We start from the raw sequence: 14,521 nt of genomic DNA, 5'->3' as shown, positions 1-14,521 counted from the left end.
ATGAATCATTTCAACGATTCTCTGCACCGCTTTTCTCAGCTGCTGGTGCAAACGGATCTCGGCCGCAATGGCGGCGACTTTCTGTCGATCGAGGATTCGGCCACCTATCAGGCTGCCGCGAAAAAGACCGAAGCGATGTACGAAGCGCTGAAATCGGCGCCGGAAGCGGTCGTCGACCTGTCGGAGAAGGATCTCGACGATCCGCAGCGCTTCACGTTCTTCCACACCTTCGTCAATACCAATTACGAAACGATCTGGCTGGCCGTGCTGAGCCACGTTCGCGTGCCGGGCGTGTTTCGCCTCGACGGCGAGAGCGCCGAGCAGTTCTATCAGCGGGTCGTGCAGAACGACGAGGTACGCGATGCGGTCACCTGCGTCGACCTCAAGGATCCGACGTACCTGATGCAGTTCCGTGCGTACCACCAGATCAGCGAAGTGCTCGTGGGCCTCGTCAACGACGTGATCGCGGATTCGATCCTGGCGCTCGTGAACGAAGCGAACGCGTCGTTCGAGCACGAGGCGACGTCGCTGGCGCTGTGCAACAAATTGCTGCAGATCGTCACCGACAACATCAAGCCGATCGTGCGTACGCTGAGTCCGAAGGCTTACTTCGCAATCCGGCCGGCGCTTGGCATCACGAGCGGTTCGCATTCGCACAATCTTCGCAAGGGGCTGTTCCTGACGATCTACCCGCTGCTGGTACGTTCGCTGCGCCTGCGGCTGATGCAGTTCAACGAAACGGCCGCGCGCGACGACGACGCCGTGCTCGAGCAGGCACAGCAGGTGCTGCGCCTGAACACGCAACCGGCACTTGCGGCGATGATTCGTCAGACGGTCTACGTGTATCAGTACGTGCGGACATGGCGCGACGAGCACATTCAGTTCGTCAAGACGCAGATCGGCGTGAGCCCTGAAGACAACACGCCGACGGCGTCGATTTCGGGCGCGGAAAACGCGGCCCAGACCGCGCACAACTTTCGCAGCTCGCACCTGAACGATCCGATCGGCCCGCTTTACGAAGCCACGCTCGGCAAACGGCCTCCCGCGCCGTTCTCGATCGTCCATCCGGGACGCTTCGACGAACACATGGCGTTCTTCACGGCGAATGCGGTCAAGGCGATGTACGCCGACGTGCAGCAACGCGCGCAGCGCAAGCGCGACCGCGGGGTCCGCACCGGAGGCGCGTCGTGACGACTTTGCCGCTGGTGATGGTGACAGGCGCGAGTTCCGGCATCGGCGCGGCGGTCGCGCGTGCGTTCTCGGCACTCGGGCATCCGCTGCTGCTGGTGTCGCGGCGGTTGGCCGAGCTGCAGGCGCTCGACCTGCCCAACGCCGCCTGCGTCGCGGCGGACGTGACCGACGAGCATGCGGTGCGAGCCGCGGTGCAGGCCGCGCAGGCGCAGTTCGGCGGCGTCGACTGCCTCGTGAACAGCGCGGGAACGATGCTGCTCGGCGAGCCGCTCGAGCAATCGGCCGACGAACTCCGGGCCATGCTGGACGTGAACGTCGTCGGCACGATGAATGCGATTCAGAGCGTGCTGCCGGGCATGGTCGAGCGGCGGCGAGGCAGCATTTTCAACGTCAGCTCGATCACCGGCCGCCAGGCCTTTCCGTTTCATTCGGCGTATTGCGCGTCGAAGTTCGCGGTGCACGGGATGTCAGCCGCGCTCGGTGCCGATCTCGGCCAGCACAATATCCGCGTGTCGACCATCGCGCCGGGCGTGGTCGACACGCCCCTGCTCGACGCCACCACGTCGGAGTCCGCCAGGACGATGTTTCGCGAGTGGATGAGTTCGCTGGATTCGGTCCTGCATCCCGACGACGTCGCACGCACGGTGTGCTTCGCCTATGCGCAGCCGCAGCACGTCTGCATGCGCGAGATCTTCCTGACGTCCACCGCGCAAACGTCGTGATGCCAGCAGACTCGCGCTTCGTCGCGAGTCGCCGGGCAGACGGGTCGGGTGCCGGCCGCGACCATCGCGGAGGAACGGCCGACGGAGGTTGCCGGCGTGCCCGATCCTGCTAGTCGAAAACCGTCGAAAACCGACTCGATGAAATGCGCCCCAAAAGCTGGACAGCGATCCGGCCTTTGGGGCGTTTTTGTTGGAGCGCTGTCCGCCGGTCGCGGGTATTCGCCCTGCGCGTCTGCGGTTTCGCAAAGGCTTGCCCCTCGTATCCGACGGGCGATGACGGTCGCGGCATTCCTGGCCGCCGCCACTGACGCGTTTGCCGATTGGTCAGTTTGAAAATTAAATCATGCTGTTGTGATAAGAAAAGTTATCCGGATAGATGCATCGTTTTATCCAACTGCATGTTCCGCGACGGACTATCCGGCCCGTCAAGCCGCAGGAAAATCAGTCCCCTCGGTGAGATCGCGCCATGCTTCGAAATTCGCACGCAGCGCATCGAGGCGCTTGAGCGCAACGTCGAGTGCGGCCTTGCCGAGCAGCAGGCGCAACGGCGACCGATGCCGGATCGGTGACATCCAGGCGCACGGTCATCGCGGTATCGGGATATCGACCGGCGAGGCTCGCCCGGCTGCCGGACGGCCGTCTGCGAAGCCGGTCATCCACCCTTGCGGATCAGCACGTCGGGCGTCAAATGGCTGCACCGCTCGACGCCCAGCATCGCCATGTTCCGGTCCACTTCGTCGCGCAGCAGGCCGATCGCGTGCAGCACGCCGGCTTCGCCGGCCACGGCCGCCGCGTAATTGAACGGCCGTCCGACGAACACCATGCGTGCGCCCAGCGCGACGGCTTTCAGCACGTCCGATCCGCGGCGAAAGCCGCTGTCGATCATCACCGGATAATCCGCGCTGAGCGCCCGAATCACGTCGGGCAGGATCCGCATCGGCGAGACCGCGCCGTCCAGCTGGCGGCCGCCGTGGTTCGACAGGATGATGGCGTCGGCACCCGCGTCGCGGGCGATCACGGCATCTTCCACACTGAGAATGCCCTTGATCACCAACTCGCCCTGCCATGCCTGCCGGATCCGTTGCAGATGCCCCCAGTCGAGATGGTCGCGCGCGGAGAAATCCCGCAGCACCGTGGACGACAGGATCGGCGCGCCGCGTGTCGCAAAGGAGTTTTCGAAATGCGGCATGCCGTGCGCGAGCAAGGTCCGGGCGAAGGTGCCGGCCAGCCAGCGCGGACGCGTGATGCCGTCCCAGAACAGGCGCGGCCCGGGGCGCAGCGGCGTGGTGAAGCCGGTACGCGCGTTGTTCTCGCGATTGGCGGACACGGGGATGTCGACGGTGATGACCAGCGTCCGGTAGCCTGCGCGCGCGACGCGTTCGAGCAACGCGCCGATGCGGCCCGGATCACCCGGCAGGTACGCCTGGAACCAGGTGCCCGGCGCGGCGGCCGCGACCTCCTCCAGCGGAATGAGCGACGAGCCGCTCATGATCGACGCGATGCCAGCACGCTGCGCGGCACGTGCGAGCACGATGTCGCCGCGATAGGCCGACAGCGCATGGATTCCCATCGGCGCGATGCCGAACGGCGACGCATAGCGTCGTCCGAACAATTCGACCGTCTGCTGCCGTTGCGAAACGTTGCGCAGCACGCGCGTCGCAAACCCGTACTCGTCGAACACGGCACGGTTGTCGTCGCGCGTGCGGTTGTCTTCCGCCGCGCCGCTGACGTAGCCGAAGATCGGGCGCGGCAGTACGCGCCGCGCCGCCGCCTCGAAATCATGAAGGCTCAGCATTTTTCGCAGCACGCGTGGCGCACGCGTGTCGGCCAGGGGGCGGTTTGCTCCGGGAAGGGATGAGGCGGACGGGGTCATTTCTGCGGCCTGTTTTCGAATCGGTGCCGGAATTTTAGGTACGCGCGAGGCGCTTAAAAAGCGATAATCTTCCAATGAATTTGTTCGATAAAAGCGAAAGACAATGGCGACCCCGACTCTCAAGCAACTCGACGCGTTCTACTGGGCGGCGACCTGCGCAAACTTCTCGACCGCCGCGCAACGGCTTCATCTGTCGGTGTCGTCGTTGTCCAAACGCATCAACGAACTGGAACAGGTCGTCGAGCGCACGCTGTTCGACCGGAGCGGCCATCGGGCCGTGCTGACCGACGCCGGCGAGGCGCTGTTGCCGGCCGTGGTGCGGGTGCTCGAATCCGTCGCTGCGCTGCAGGAATCGGTTGCACGGGATGAAGGATTGAGCGGCCGGCTGCGCTTCGGTGTCGGCGAGCTGTCGGCGCTGACGTGGTTGCCGCGCTTCGTCGCGGCGGTCCAGAAGCTGCATCCGAAGCTGGCGCTGGAGCCGTATGTCGACGTGGGCGCGGCACTCGAGGAGAAAGTCGACGCCGGCGAACTGGACTTCGCGGTGATCGCCGGCCGTTCGTCGCGCGGCAGCGTGCTGTCGCAGCCGGTGGCGGAAGCGCGGTTCGCATGGATGGCGGCCGAGGCGCTGGTCGGCCGCGCGCGCGTGCTGACGCCGGCGCTGATCGCCAGCCATGCGCTGGTGCTGCTGCCGTCCGGTTCGGGCGTAACGCGCATTCTCGACGACTGGCTGCTGGCGTGCGGCATCAATCACGCCCGACGGATCGCGTGCAACAACTGGAGTGCGGTGGCCGGCATGCTCGGCGAAGGCGTCGGCATCGGTTTCCTGCCCGTCGACTGGGCGCGCGCACGGCTGGGCGACAACCTCGTGGAGCTGACGAGCGAGCCGCCGCTGGCGCCGCTTCAGTATGCGTTCCAGTGGCGCCGCGGCGACGTGCGCGGGCTGATTCCGTCGATGCTGGCGCTGGTGCGGCAGCATGCGGATTTCCGCTGATGCGTGACGGCCGCCCGGCGTTACGCGCGGGCGGCCCGGAAGAGGCGTGCCGTCGTCACGCCTCGTCGATGCGCGAGACCCGCTTGGGATCGGGCATCCACAGGTAGCACAGCAGCGAGACGAGCACGCAGCCCGACACGTAGTAGAAGAACCACGCTTCGTGTCCGATGCTCTTCATCCACAGCGCGACATATTCGGCCGTCCCGCCGAACAGCGATACCGTGATCGCGTACGGCAACCCCACGCCGAGTGCGCGCACGCCGACCGGAAACAGTTCGGCCTTGGCCACCGCGCTGACCGACGAATACAGGCTGACGATCAGCAGCGCGCCGACGATCAGCGCGAGCGCGCTGCCGGTCGTCTGGACCCCGCGCAGCGCCTGGAAAATCGGCACCGTGCAGAGCGTACCGAGCACGCCGAACGCGATCAGCAGCGGACGACGGCCGATGCGATCGGACAGGCTGCCGAAGATCGGTTGCATCGCGACGAACGCCAGCAGGCTGATCACGGAGACCATCGATGCGTCGGCCTTGCTCATCCCCGCGCTGTTGACGAGGAATTTCTGCATGTACGTCGTGTACGCATAAAACGCGACCGTGCCGCCGAGCGTCAGGCCGGCGACGATCAGGCATTCGCGCTTGTGGTGAAGCAGGTCGGCGATCGACGCGTGGCGACGCTTGCTCTGGCGATGCTGCTCGAACGAGGTCGTTTCCTTCATGTTGCTGCGCAGGAAGATCGCGCTGCAGGCCAGCAGCGATCCGAGCAGGAACGGGATGCGCCAGCCCCAGCTTTCGAGTTGCGCGGTCGTCAGGAAAAACTGCTGCAGCACGACCAGGACGCCCATCGCGAGCAACTGGCCGAGCGACAGCGTCGCGAACAGGAAGCTCGAATAGAAGCCGCGGCTGGACGGATGAGCCATCTCGCTCAGGTACGTCGCCGAACTCGCGTATTCGCCGCCGAGACTCAGCCCTTGCAGCAGCCGCGCAATGACCAGCAGCACGGGCGCGGCGATGCCGATGGTGTCGTAGCCGGGTGTCAGCCCGATGATCAGCGAGCCGGCACACATGGCCAGCACCGAGACCAGCAACGCGGCCTTGCGGCCCCGGCGATCCGCGTACATGCCGACGAGCCAGCCGCCGATCGGGCGCATGATGAAGCCGACGGCAAAGATGGCCGCCGTGTTCAGCAACTGCACGGTCAGGTTGCCGTTCGGAAAGAACGCCTTCGCGAAGTACAGCGAAAACGCCGAATAGACGTACCAGTCGTAATACTCGATGAGGTTGCCGACCGATCCGCTGAAGATGGATCGGAGGTTCGCGAGGGTTCCGGTCGGCCGGGAATCCGTGGCCGTTGCAAGAGGGCTGACGCGCGACACGTAATGTCTCCGTTTCGATTGTGTTCGTTGTCCGTGCGCGCTGGCCGCGGGCGGGCCGCTTGCGATCGGGTGCGGCAAGGTTAGAAGAGACGTTGCGTCGTAGAAAGCGAAATAATGACAAGGAACCTGTTCGCTTTATGGAAACTTCGGCCGGACGACGCGCGGCTCCCCTGCCACCTTCCCGGCATCGTTCTGTTTTTCCTGAAGCCGGATAATAAGGGATTGATCACGTGAAAGCCTTGCCCTGAAAGGCACCACATCATCCAGATACATTGAAATACAAAATATCGTATGCGATTTAATCGAATGCGCTTGACGTGACGGAGTGCCAAGGCCAAACTGCATCGCATGCGATCGAATCGCATCTGACACAAACCTCAACTGACGGAGCAAATGATGAGCAAGATCGAAAAAGTGCTGTACACGGGCAAGACGCATACGACTTCCGGCGGCCGAGACGGTGCGGCACGCAGTTCCGACGGGCGGCTCGACATCCAGTTGTCGTCGCCGGGCAGCGCAGGCACCGGCACCAACCCGGAACAGCTGTTCGCGGCCGGCTGGTCGGCCTGCTTCATCGGCGCGATGCAGCTTGCGGCGCGTGCCGCGAAGGTGACGCTGCCGGCCGGTCTCGCGGTCGACGCCGAAGTGGATCTCGGCACCGGCGGCAACGCGTACTTCCTGCAGGCCCGGCTGAACGTGAGCGTGCCGGGGCTCGATCGCGAGGTCGCACAACAGATCGTCGACGCCGCGCACCAGACCTGCCCGTATTCGAAGGCGACGCGCGGCAACATCGACGTCGACATCCGTATCGCCTGAACGTTGCAACGGGCGGCCGGGCGCCGCCCTCCCGAATTCCCGATTCCAATTCCATCGAGGTGAATGATGAAAGTCCAATTGATCGCTGCCCTGCTCGTCGCCGTTTCGGCTTCTGTTGCCGCACCGGCGTTTGCCAACGACTCCGCCGTGACGCGTGCGCAGGTACATGCCGAGCTCGTCCAGCTCCAGCAAGCCGGTTATGTGCCGGGCCGCGCGAACGATCCGCATTACCCGGACGACCTGCAGGCCGCATTGACGCGCATTCACGCGAACGACGCGGTGGCGGCCGATGCGACGGCATCCGGTTACGGCAACGAGGCTTCCGCCGCCACGCAGTCGGGCAGCCGGCCGGCGCCACGTATCGCCGAACGCTCGATCTACTTCGGTCATTGAACGAAATCGCGAACGGCGCCGATGGCCGGCGCGCGGTGCGCAACCCCTGAATCCCTGTTTCCCCTGTCGAGGTAAATGATGAAGACCCAACTGATTGCAGCCCTCCTCGTTGCCGTATCGGCCTCCGTCGCCGCACCGGCGTTCGCCGGCGAAAGCACCGTCACGCGTGCGCAGGTGCGTGCGGAACTGGCTGCGCTGCAGAAAGCCGGCTATCAGCCGAACCGCCCCAACGATCCGCACTACCCGGACACTATCCAGGCGGCGCTGAGCCGGATTCATGACAACGGTGCCGTTGCGGCCGATACGGAGGCTGCCGGTTACGGAGGCAACACCGGCGGCGCAACGCAGTCCGGCAGCAGCGCGGTACGAACGGCCGAGCGCTCGATCTATTTCGGCCATTGAGCCGGGTGCGACGAAGTCGGCCGCCAACACCCGCCATATAAGGCGCATGCGATGCAATCGCATGCGCTTTTGTTTTTGGGGAGAGACGGCGTTTGCATCGACGGCGCTACCTGCCCGATCGATCCCGGTCTATGCTGTGCGCCACCCCACCTTCATTCGAGGAGCAGTCGATGCCGGATGCCACGACCCGAAACGCGACAGGCGAAGCGCACGCGCTCGATCGCGTTGCGTGGAACGCGCTCACGGGCAAGCAGCACCGCTTTGCGCTCGGCAATGACCGCGCGTGGCGGTTTCCGGCGCCCGTTGCGCCGTTTGCCGCGATCGCCGACACGAGCGCGGCCTCGTTCGACGCGCTGCGCGACCTGATCGCCGCGTACGGGCCCACTGCGCTGGTGACGCCGGACGAGATCGAGCCGCCTGCGGGCATCCCGGTCATCCGGCGCGCGACGTTGTTCCAGATGGTCTGGCAGGGAACGCGCGATCCGGCGCATGAATCGGAGCATGTCACCCTCGGCGAGGCCGATGTGCCGGACATGCTTGCGCTGACCACCGCCGCGCAGCCGGGCCCGTTCGGCACGCGCACGTTCGAGCTCGGCCGCTACATCGGCGTGCGCCGCGAGGGCCGGCTGGCCGCGATGGCCGGCGAGCGGATGCAGCTCGATGGCTATACGGAGATCAGCGCCGTGTGCGTGGATGCTGCATTTCGGCGGCAAGGCCTTGCGGCCCGCTTGATCCGGTCGTTGATTGCGTCGATCGACGCACGTGCGGAAACGCCGTTCCTGCACGTCCTCACGACGAACCAGGTAGCGATCGAGCGTTACATCGCGCTCGATTTCGTCGTTCGCCGCGAGATGCGCCTGCTGGTGCTCGGCGACGCGCAGGCATGACGACGCGGCCGACACGGTGCACGTGTCGGCCGCCTTCGGCGTGAGCGCCTTTATGCTTCGATCGACCGGATCAGGTTGCCGCGCAGCGTGACGATCGCCTTCTGCACTTTCGCGAATTCATCCGGCTTCAACCCGGTGGCTTCGATCAGATTCATGTCGAGCCCCTTCTCGCGAACGCGGCGCCCGCTTTTCGTCAGGCTGACGAGCACCTGGCGTTCGTCGGACGGATCGCGGTGCCGCTCCAGGTAGCCCATTGCCTCGAGCTTCTTCAGGATCGGCGTCAGCGTATTGGATTCGAGGAACAGCTTTTCGCCGAGCTGGCCGACGGTCTGGTTGTCCTGCTCCCACAGCGCAATGATCGTGATGTATTGCGTATACGTGAGGCCGAGCTCGTCGAGGATCGGCTTGTAGGCCTTGCCGAACGCGAGGTTCGCCGAGTAGATCGCAAAGCACAGGAATTCGGAGAGCTTCGGCGCGGCAGGCGACGGGGTGTCGGTCGGTTTCATGGACTTCCTCCAGCGACGCGAACGGTCGCAGACAACCGCATTATATATCGCATGCGATCTTATCGGAAGCATGATAATCGGCCTCGATGAACCAACGCGGCGCGCGCTCAGCCCTGCCTGCGGCGCTTGCCGGTTTGCTGACGGCTGACCGACAGCAACGAGCATTGCGCCGGATGCGCGATTTCGTTCGCGAGCCCGCCTGCGGCAAACAGCAGGATCATCAGCCAGCGTTTCATGCGTCCTCCACGACCGAAAGGCTCGCACCGTCGGCGACCGTCGCGTCGAGCGCATATGGATCGATGCCGTCGAGGCAGCCGAGGTTGACGCGCCAGCACGCCGGATCCTTGCGGGTCTGATGAAACGGATAGACGCCGCACCGGCTGCAGAAATAGTGACGGGCCGTGCGCGTGTTGAAGCGGTAGCACGTCAGCACGCTCTCGCCTTCGACGATCGTCAGGTCCGCGGCGGCGAACATCGGGCTCATCAGCGCGCCGCGCCGGCGGCACAGGGTGCAGTTGCAGCGAACGGCCGGCGCAATGGCCGCCCTGACTTCGAACCTGACGGCCCCGCAATGGCAGGACCCTTTGAACCACGTGGCAGACATGATGGACTCCGGAAGAGGTCATGCCTGCTTTATAGCGAACCCGCGCGCGGGCGATGTATCACGCTGTATCCGCAGCCAGTGCGGATACAGAACATTGCAAATCTGCGGCCCGCGCGATCAGTCGAGCACGTGCTGCAGCCGCGCGATTGCCGCGCGCGTTTCGCGTTCGAGCGCCGCGAACAGCTCGGCGGCCGGCAGCGAACGCACCAGTGGCGCCGCCTGCCCGGCCCATTGCGCGCCGTAACCGAATTCGCCTTTTGCTTTCGCGGCCGCATGCAGCGCCTTGCCCGCGTCGTAGGCGATCGGGTACGCGGGCGTGGTCGGCGCGTGCGGGTCGTCGCCGAGCGCGGTCAGCCGGTTTGCGATGCCGCGCGCGACCCGGCCGGAAATTGCGGTCGTGAACGTCGTGCGGCGCGCCGCGTCGCCGAGGATGGCGCGACGATAGCCGTCGTCGATCGACGTTTCCGGGCAGGCGACGAACGCGGTGCCGAGCTGCGCGGCCTGCGCGCCGAGTGTGAGCGCGGCGGCAATGCCTTCGCCGTCCATGATGCCGCCGGCGGCGATCACGGGCAGCGCGCATTCGCGCACGATCAGGCGCGTCAGCGCGAACGTGCCGAGGCGATCGTCGTGTGCGGTCGAATCGAACACGCCGCGATGCCCGCCCGCCTCGATGCCCTGCGCGACGATCGCGTCGATGCCGGCGGCGGCGATCTGCCGTGCCTCGTCGAGATTCGTCGCGGCGGCGAACAGCGTGATGCCCGCGTGCTTCAGCGCGGCGATCACGGCTGGGGACGGCAGCCCGAAATGGAAGCTGACGACGGCGGGTTTCTCTTCGACGAGCATCGCCTGCATTGCGCCGTCGGCGACGAAGCTCGTGTAGATCTCCGACAGTGAAGCGGGCGGCGTCGCGCCATATGCGCTGAACGCCGGCGCGAGCCAGTCGAGCCACGCGCGTTCGACGGCTGCATCGGCCTGGGCCGGCCGGTGGCAGAACAGGTTGATGTTGAACGGCCGGTCGGTGAGCGCGCGCGTGTCGCGGATCATCTTGCGCGCGCCGTCGGCGTTGGTCGCGCCGACGCCGAGCGAGCCGAGCCCGCCTGCGTTCGACACGGCGGCGGCCAGCGCCGGCGTGCTGACGCCGGCCATCGGCGCCTGGACGATCGGGATGCGGATGCCGAGCGTGTGCAACAGCGTCCGGTTGTCGGTCGGTTGATTCATGTCGCCTGCCTCCTGTCGAGGGCCGAAGCGCGGGCTTGCCGCGCCGCGTCGGCCGCACGTATCGCATTTCCGGTTTCACCCCTAGAATAGCGGACGGAGAAACCGCATCCAAGGCCGTCAGCGCGCAGCGTTCGCCGAACACTTCGCCCGACATTCACGCGGCTCCGCTGTCAAAACCAACAACACCATCACAGCACTCATGAAAAGAAGAACATTCCTCGCGCTGCCCGCCGTGGCGGCGTCCGGCATGCTTGCCGGCTGCTCCGACGTCGATATCGGCCCGATCACCAATCGCGTGATGAAGGATCCTGAATACCGGGAAACGCTGTCGGCGTTCCTGATCAGCGCGGACGGGAAGAAACTCGTCGTGATCGGCAAGCAGTACCACTACATCTTCGATGTGCCGCCGGCCCTCGCCGTCAACCTCACGGCGCCCTATCGCCCCAAGCTGGATACCGATTTCGACGATTTCGAGACGCACGGCGACAAGATCTCCGGGCGTTACATTTTGCAGCTTGCGAGCGAGGACGCACCGCCCGGCTCCGAACTGCGCGAGCGCGCGCTCGCCGACGGTTTCAAGGACGAGCGCGACAAGCTGACCGAGCGCGGTACGATCAGCGGCAAGCGTTACCAGCCGAACGACGTTACGCCGTCATCGATTCCGCAGGCGTTCAATCATCCTTACAACGTCAAGGTTATCGAGCGGCCGTCGCTGCTCGGCCAGGGCGTGAAGGTCGCGCTGTCGCCGATCACGATAGCGGCCGACGGTGCGCTCATGTTGCTGGGTGTCGCGCTGGCCCCGATCGCGCTCACCACGATCATCGTCCTGGCCCACTAGAGCCATTGCATCGTAACGTTTCCGAACGATGACGGCCACACTGCGTCCTACTGGAATCCATGATGAAAACTCCCGCTCGAAAGAGGTTGCGGATCGGCTGCGTGGCCACCTGCCTTGCATTCGCGCAACACGCCTTCGCCGAAAGCGACTGGGACGCCGCACGTCATGTGCGCACCGACTGGGTGTTCGCGTCGATGAAGGAAGGCGACGTGCGGCCGACGCTCGATCGCGCGCTGAAGGATCAGGTGCGCTGGGCCGACCAGCCCGGCAACGCGCCCGATGCCGGCACGTTCAGTTGCACAAAGCTTGCGTTGCCGCCGCCGTCGGCCGATGCACAGGCCGCGTTCGATGCGGCGCCGGCGCCGCGCGGCCGCGAAGCCGACAAGGCGTATGCGAAAGCCGCGTCGCTCGGTTCATGGCGCGCGGCCGCGCGCCTCGTGAACAGTTCGCTCGACGACGAGGATTGGGAAGGCGCGCAGCCGGCGATCGCGTGGCTGCTCGTGCATCACGTGCCGGCCGGCTACAACAAGCTCGCGGACGTGCTGCAGGCGATGTCGGGCTATGACGGCGAAACGCCCGGCGAGCGCATGAGCGGAATGATCGCGTCGCTGCGCTGGCGCGCGGCGCGCGAAGGCGATCCCGTCGCGCAGATGGAGATGGCCGACCTGTTCGAGAAGCTGGGCAAGAACGACCTCGTCACTGCGCTGCGTGCGTGTGCGACGCAGCAGAATCCCGAACTGAAATGATGCGCGTCGCCGGTATGCCGCGGTGACGGGCGGCGTACCGGCGCGCGACTGGGTCGTCGTGTTCTCCCGGAACACGATTTCCGCAACGGTGTGCGAAGCGGATCTGACGATCCGAGTCTCATGGTTTTCCCGGCCCGCCCGGTTGCACGGGCGCACACCGCTTTCGGTTCGCCACCACGCGTCACGCAGGCTGCAACGGCCTGCCGGGCGAATCCCGGTTGCCGCGCGTTCCCGACCCTTTCTGCTCGGGAAAGGACGCTTGAAACATCCGCAATTATCACGTGCCGCCGATTTGCCCACCATGTGTCGGACGATCGGCGCAGCCCGCATGTCCGGCCTTTCACGGGCCTTGCGATGGCTGCCGTCGCGTCGCGCGGCCGGATGCGTCACGCCGGCCGCGAACGGCCGGGCTTCGCGCCACGGCATATCGACAATCTGGAGACACGATGAACAGCCAATCCCTCGATCTCGGCGGCCACGCGGGCGAACCCGCATCCGGCCGCCCGCCGGCCGCCTCTTCCGGCGTCGGCGCCGATGCGACGACCCACCCCGCCCGCCGCATCACGCTCGGCGAATTCATGGACGACCTGCCGGTCGGCGCGTTGCACCGGTTCGTCGTCTGGGTGATCGGCATCGGGCTGTTCTTCGACATGTACGAGATCTTCCTCGTCAGCACGATCGGCTCCGCGTTGCAGAACGAATACGGGCTGAGCCGGCAAAGCGCCGATTTCAAGTTGCTGCTGGCGTCCGCCTTCATCGGCATGTTCGTCGGCGCGATGTGCCTCGGCAGCCTCGCCGACCGCATCGGCCGGCGCAAGGCGTTCATGCTGACGCTCGTGTGGTACAGCGCGTTCTCGCTGGTCGGCGCGTTTTCGGTGAACGCCGACATGCTCGTCGCGTGCCGCTTCCTGACGGGCATCGGCGTCGGCGCGATCTATCCGGTCGCCGACAGCTTCCTGTCCGAAATCCTGCCGAAGGACAAGCGCGGGCGGCTCGCCGCGTGGGCCTATACGACTTCGTACGTCGCGGTGCCGCTCGTCGGCTTTCTCGCGCTGTGGCTGAACCCGCTGCATGTGGCCGGTGTGGCCGGCTGGCGCATCATCCTCGCGCTCGGCAGCCTCGGCGCCGTATACGTGCTGCTCGTCCAGCACCGGCTGCCGGAGAGCCCGCGCTGGCTGCTCGCGCAAGGCCGCACGGCCGACGCGCATGCGGCGTTGCGGCGCTTCGCGGCAAGCGCCGGCGTGCGCGTGCCCGAGCACTTCGCGGAGCCGGTCGAGCCGCAGCGGCCGCTCGGGCTCGGCGAGCGCATCGCGCTGCTGCGCCGTCAGCCGTATGGCGCACGCTACCTGATGCTCGCGATCTTTCACCTGTTCCAGGGCTTCGGCTACTACGGGTTCGGCACGCTGGCCGGCGCGGTCGTGAAGAGCCGCGGCTTCGACGTGACGGACAGCACGCTGTTCATCGCACTGTCGTTCATCGGCTACCCGATCGGTTCGCTGCTGTCGATTCCGCTGCTCAACTGGATCGAGCGCCGCACGCTCGTGATCGTGTCGATCCTGTCGATCGCCGTGTTCGGGCTGTGCTTCGCGTATTCGGGCAATACCGTGCTGATCGTCTGTTTCGGGTTCCTGACGACCTGCGCATCGAACGTGTTCAGCAACGCGTATCACGTGTACCAGGCCGAGATCTTCCCGGCGCGCGTACGCTCGACGGCGATCGGCAGTACCTATGCGCTGTCTCGGATCGTCAGCGGCGTGCTGCCGTTCGTGCTGCTGCCGGTGCTCGGCAACTACGGCGCGGGCGCGATGTTCGGCGTGATCTCGGTTGCGCTCGGCATCGTCGCCGTCACGCTGCGCGTGCTCGGGCCGCTGACCACGCGGCGCAGTCAGGATGAGATCAATCCGGTGTAATGCGGTGATCGGCACGAGGCGCGCGGCGGCGTGCCCCGTGCCGTCGCCG

At 65.8% G+C, this 14,521-nt stretch carries 16 protein-coding genes; 10 read left to right on the top strand and 6 right to left on the bottom strand.

Annotated features, from left to right (window positions below; translation table 11 throughout):
• Both AC5LXK_RS08960 and AC5LXK_RS08955 read left to right on the top strand, forming a co-directional pair.
• Nucleotides 1-1,191: a hypothetical protein gene (locus AC5LXK_RS08960; RefSeq protein ID WP_493388534.1), complete on the top strand. Its 1,191-nt coding sequence runs from the start codon at nucleotides 1-3 to the stop codon at nucleotides 1,189-1,191.
• A complete protein-coding gene (locus AC5LXK_RS08955) occupies nucleotides 1,188-1,913 on the top strand; it encodes an SDR family oxidoreductase (RefSeq protein WP_493388533.1) in 726 nt (241 codons plus the stop codon). Before AC5LXK_RS08960 ends, AC5LXK_RS08955 begins: the two co-directional genes overlap by 4 nt.
• A gap of 652 nt (nucleotides 1,914-2,565) precedes the next feature.
• Here AC5LXK_RS08955 and AC5LXK_RS08950 read toward each other — a convergent pair.
• Entirely contained in the window at nucleotides 2,566-3,786 is a 1,221-nt protein-coding gene (locus AC5LXK_RS08950; RefSeq protein WP_493391207.1) for an alpha-hydroxy acid oxidase, read from the bottom strand.
• A 103-nt stretch (nucleotides 3,787-3,889) separates the two neighbouring features.
• On the opposite strand from AC5LXK_RS08950, the gene AC5LXK_RS08945 reads away from it, so the two are divergent.
• On the top strand, nucleotides 3,890-4,777 hold the full coding sequence (locus AC5LXK_RS08945) for a LysR family transcriptional regulator (protein WP_493388532.1): 888 nt from the start codon (nucleotides 3,890-3,892) through the stop codon (nucleotides 4,775-4,777).
• Nucleotides 4,778-4,832: 55 nt separating this feature from the next.
• On the opposite strand, the gene AC5LXK_RS08940 is transcribed toward AC5LXK_RS08945, so the two are convergent.
• Entirely contained in the window at nucleotides 4,833-6,152 is a 1,320-nt protein-coding gene (locus AC5LXK_RS08940; protein WP_493388531.1) for an MFS transporter, read from the bottom strand.
• A gap of 396 nt (nucleotides 6,153-6,548) precedes the next feature.
• Between AC5LXK_RS08940 and AC5LXK_RS08935 the strand changes: the two genes are divergently transcribed.
• The 4 genes from AC5LXK_RS08935 to AC5LXK_RS08920 all read left to right on the top strand — a co-directional run bounded on the left by AC5LXK_RS08935 (nucleotide 6,549) and on the right by AC5LXK_RS08920 (nucleotide 8,650).
• Nucleotides 6,549-6,968, top strand: a complete 420-nt coding sequence (locus AC5LXK_RS08935; RefSeq protein ID WP_059236751.1) for an organic hydroperoxide resistance protein — start codon at nucleotides 6,549-6,551, stop codon at nucleotides 6,966-6,968.
• 66 nt (nucleotides 6,969-7,034) lie between these two features.
• On the top strand, nucleotides 7,035-7,361 hold the full coding sequence (locus tag AC5LXK_RS08930) for a DUF4148 domain-containing protein (RefSeq protein ID WP_493388530.1): 327 nt from the start codon (nucleotides 7,035-7,037) through the stop codon (nucleotides 7,359-7,361).
• A gap of 78 nt (nucleotides 7,362-7,439) precedes the next feature.
• Complete coding sequence (locus tag AC5LXK_RS08925) at nucleotides 7,440-7,763, top strand: DUF4148 domain-containing protein (protein WP_493388529.1); 324 nt, start codon at nucleotides 7,440-7,442, stop codon at nucleotides 7,761-7,763.
• Nucleotides 7,764-7,933: 170 nt separating this feature from the next.
• The gene (locus tag AC5LXK_RS08920) at nucleotides 7,934-8,650 is read left to right on the top strand and encodes a GNAT family N-acetyltransferase (RefSeq protein WP_493391206.1); all 717 of its coding nucleotides are present in this window, start codon (nucleotides 7,934-7,936) and stop codon (nucleotides 8,648-8,650) included.
• Nucleotides 8,651-8,700: 50 nt separating this feature from the next.
• Here the strand turns inward: AC5LXK_RS08920 and AC5LXK_RS08915 are convergent, their stop codons facing one another.
• From AC5LXK_RS08915 to AC5LXK_RS08900, 4 genes are all read right to left on the bottom strand, one after another.
• Complete coding sequence (locus AC5LXK_RS08915; RefSeq protein WP_493388528.1) at nucleotides 8,701-9,156, bottom strand: MarR family winged helix-turn-helix transcriptional regulator; 456 nt, start codon at nucleotides 9,154-9,156, stop codon at nucleotides 8,701-8,703.
• A 107-nt stretch (nucleotides 9,157-9,263) separates the two neighbouring features.
• Nucleotides 9,264-9,392: a hypothetical protein gene (locus AC5LXK_RS08910; RefSeq protein ID WP_493388527.1), complete on the bottom strand. Its 129-nt coding sequence runs from the start codon at nucleotides 9,390-9,392 to the stop codon at nucleotides 9,264-9,266.
• Nucleotides 9,389-9,760, bottom strand: coding sequence for a GFA family protein (locus tag AC5LXK_RS08905; RefSeq protein WP_493388526.1), 372 nt, complete (start codon nucleotides 9,758-9,760; stop codon nucleotides 9,389-9,391). The genes AC5LXK_RS08910 and AC5LXK_RS08905 overlap by 4 nt, the downstream gene beginning before the upstream one ends.
• 117 nt (nucleotides 9,761-9,877) lie before the next feature.
• On the bottom strand, nucleotides 9,878-10,978 hold the full coding sequence (locus AC5LXK_RS08900) for an NAD(P)H-dependent flavin oxidoreductase (protein ID WP_493388525.1): 1,101 nt from the start codon (nucleotides 10,976-10,978) through the stop codon (nucleotides 9,878-9,880).
• A 199-nt stretch (nucleotides 10,979-11,177) separates the two neighbouring features.
• Here AC5LXK_RS08900 and AC5LXK_RS08895 point away from each other — a divergent pair, with 199 nt between their 5' ends.
• The 3 genes from AC5LXK_RS08895 to AC5LXK_RS08885 all read left to right on the top strand — a co-directional run bounded on the left by AC5LXK_RS08895 (nucleotide 11,178) and on the right by AC5LXK_RS08885 (nucleotide 14,472).
• A complete protein-coding gene (locus AC5LXK_RS08895; RefSeq protein WP_493388524.1) occupies nucleotides 11,178-11,816 on the top strand; it encodes a 5-formyltetrahydrofolate cyclo-ligase in 639 nt (212 codons plus the stop codon).
• A gap of 101 nt (nucleotides 11,817-11,917) precedes the next feature.
• Nucleotides 11,918-12,562, top strand: coding sequence for a hypothetical protein (locus AC5LXK_RS08890; protein ID WP_493388523.1), 645 nt, complete (start codon nucleotides 11,918-11,920; stop codon nucleotides 12,560-12,562).
• 446 nt (nucleotides 12,563-13,008) lie between these two features.
• Nucleotides 13,009-14,472: an MFS transporter gene (locus AC5LXK_RS08885; protein ID WP_493388522.1), complete on the top strand. Its 1,464-nt coding sequence runs from the start codon at nucleotides 13,009-13,011 to the stop codon at nucleotides 14,470-14,472.
• Nucleotides 14,473-14,521 lie beyond the last annotated feature (49 nt).

The organism is Burkholderia pulmonis, from assembly GCF_984667975.1.
The sequence above is the reverse complement of the archived record's forward strand: the minus strand, read 5'-3'. Positions and strand labels throughout refer to the sequence as shown.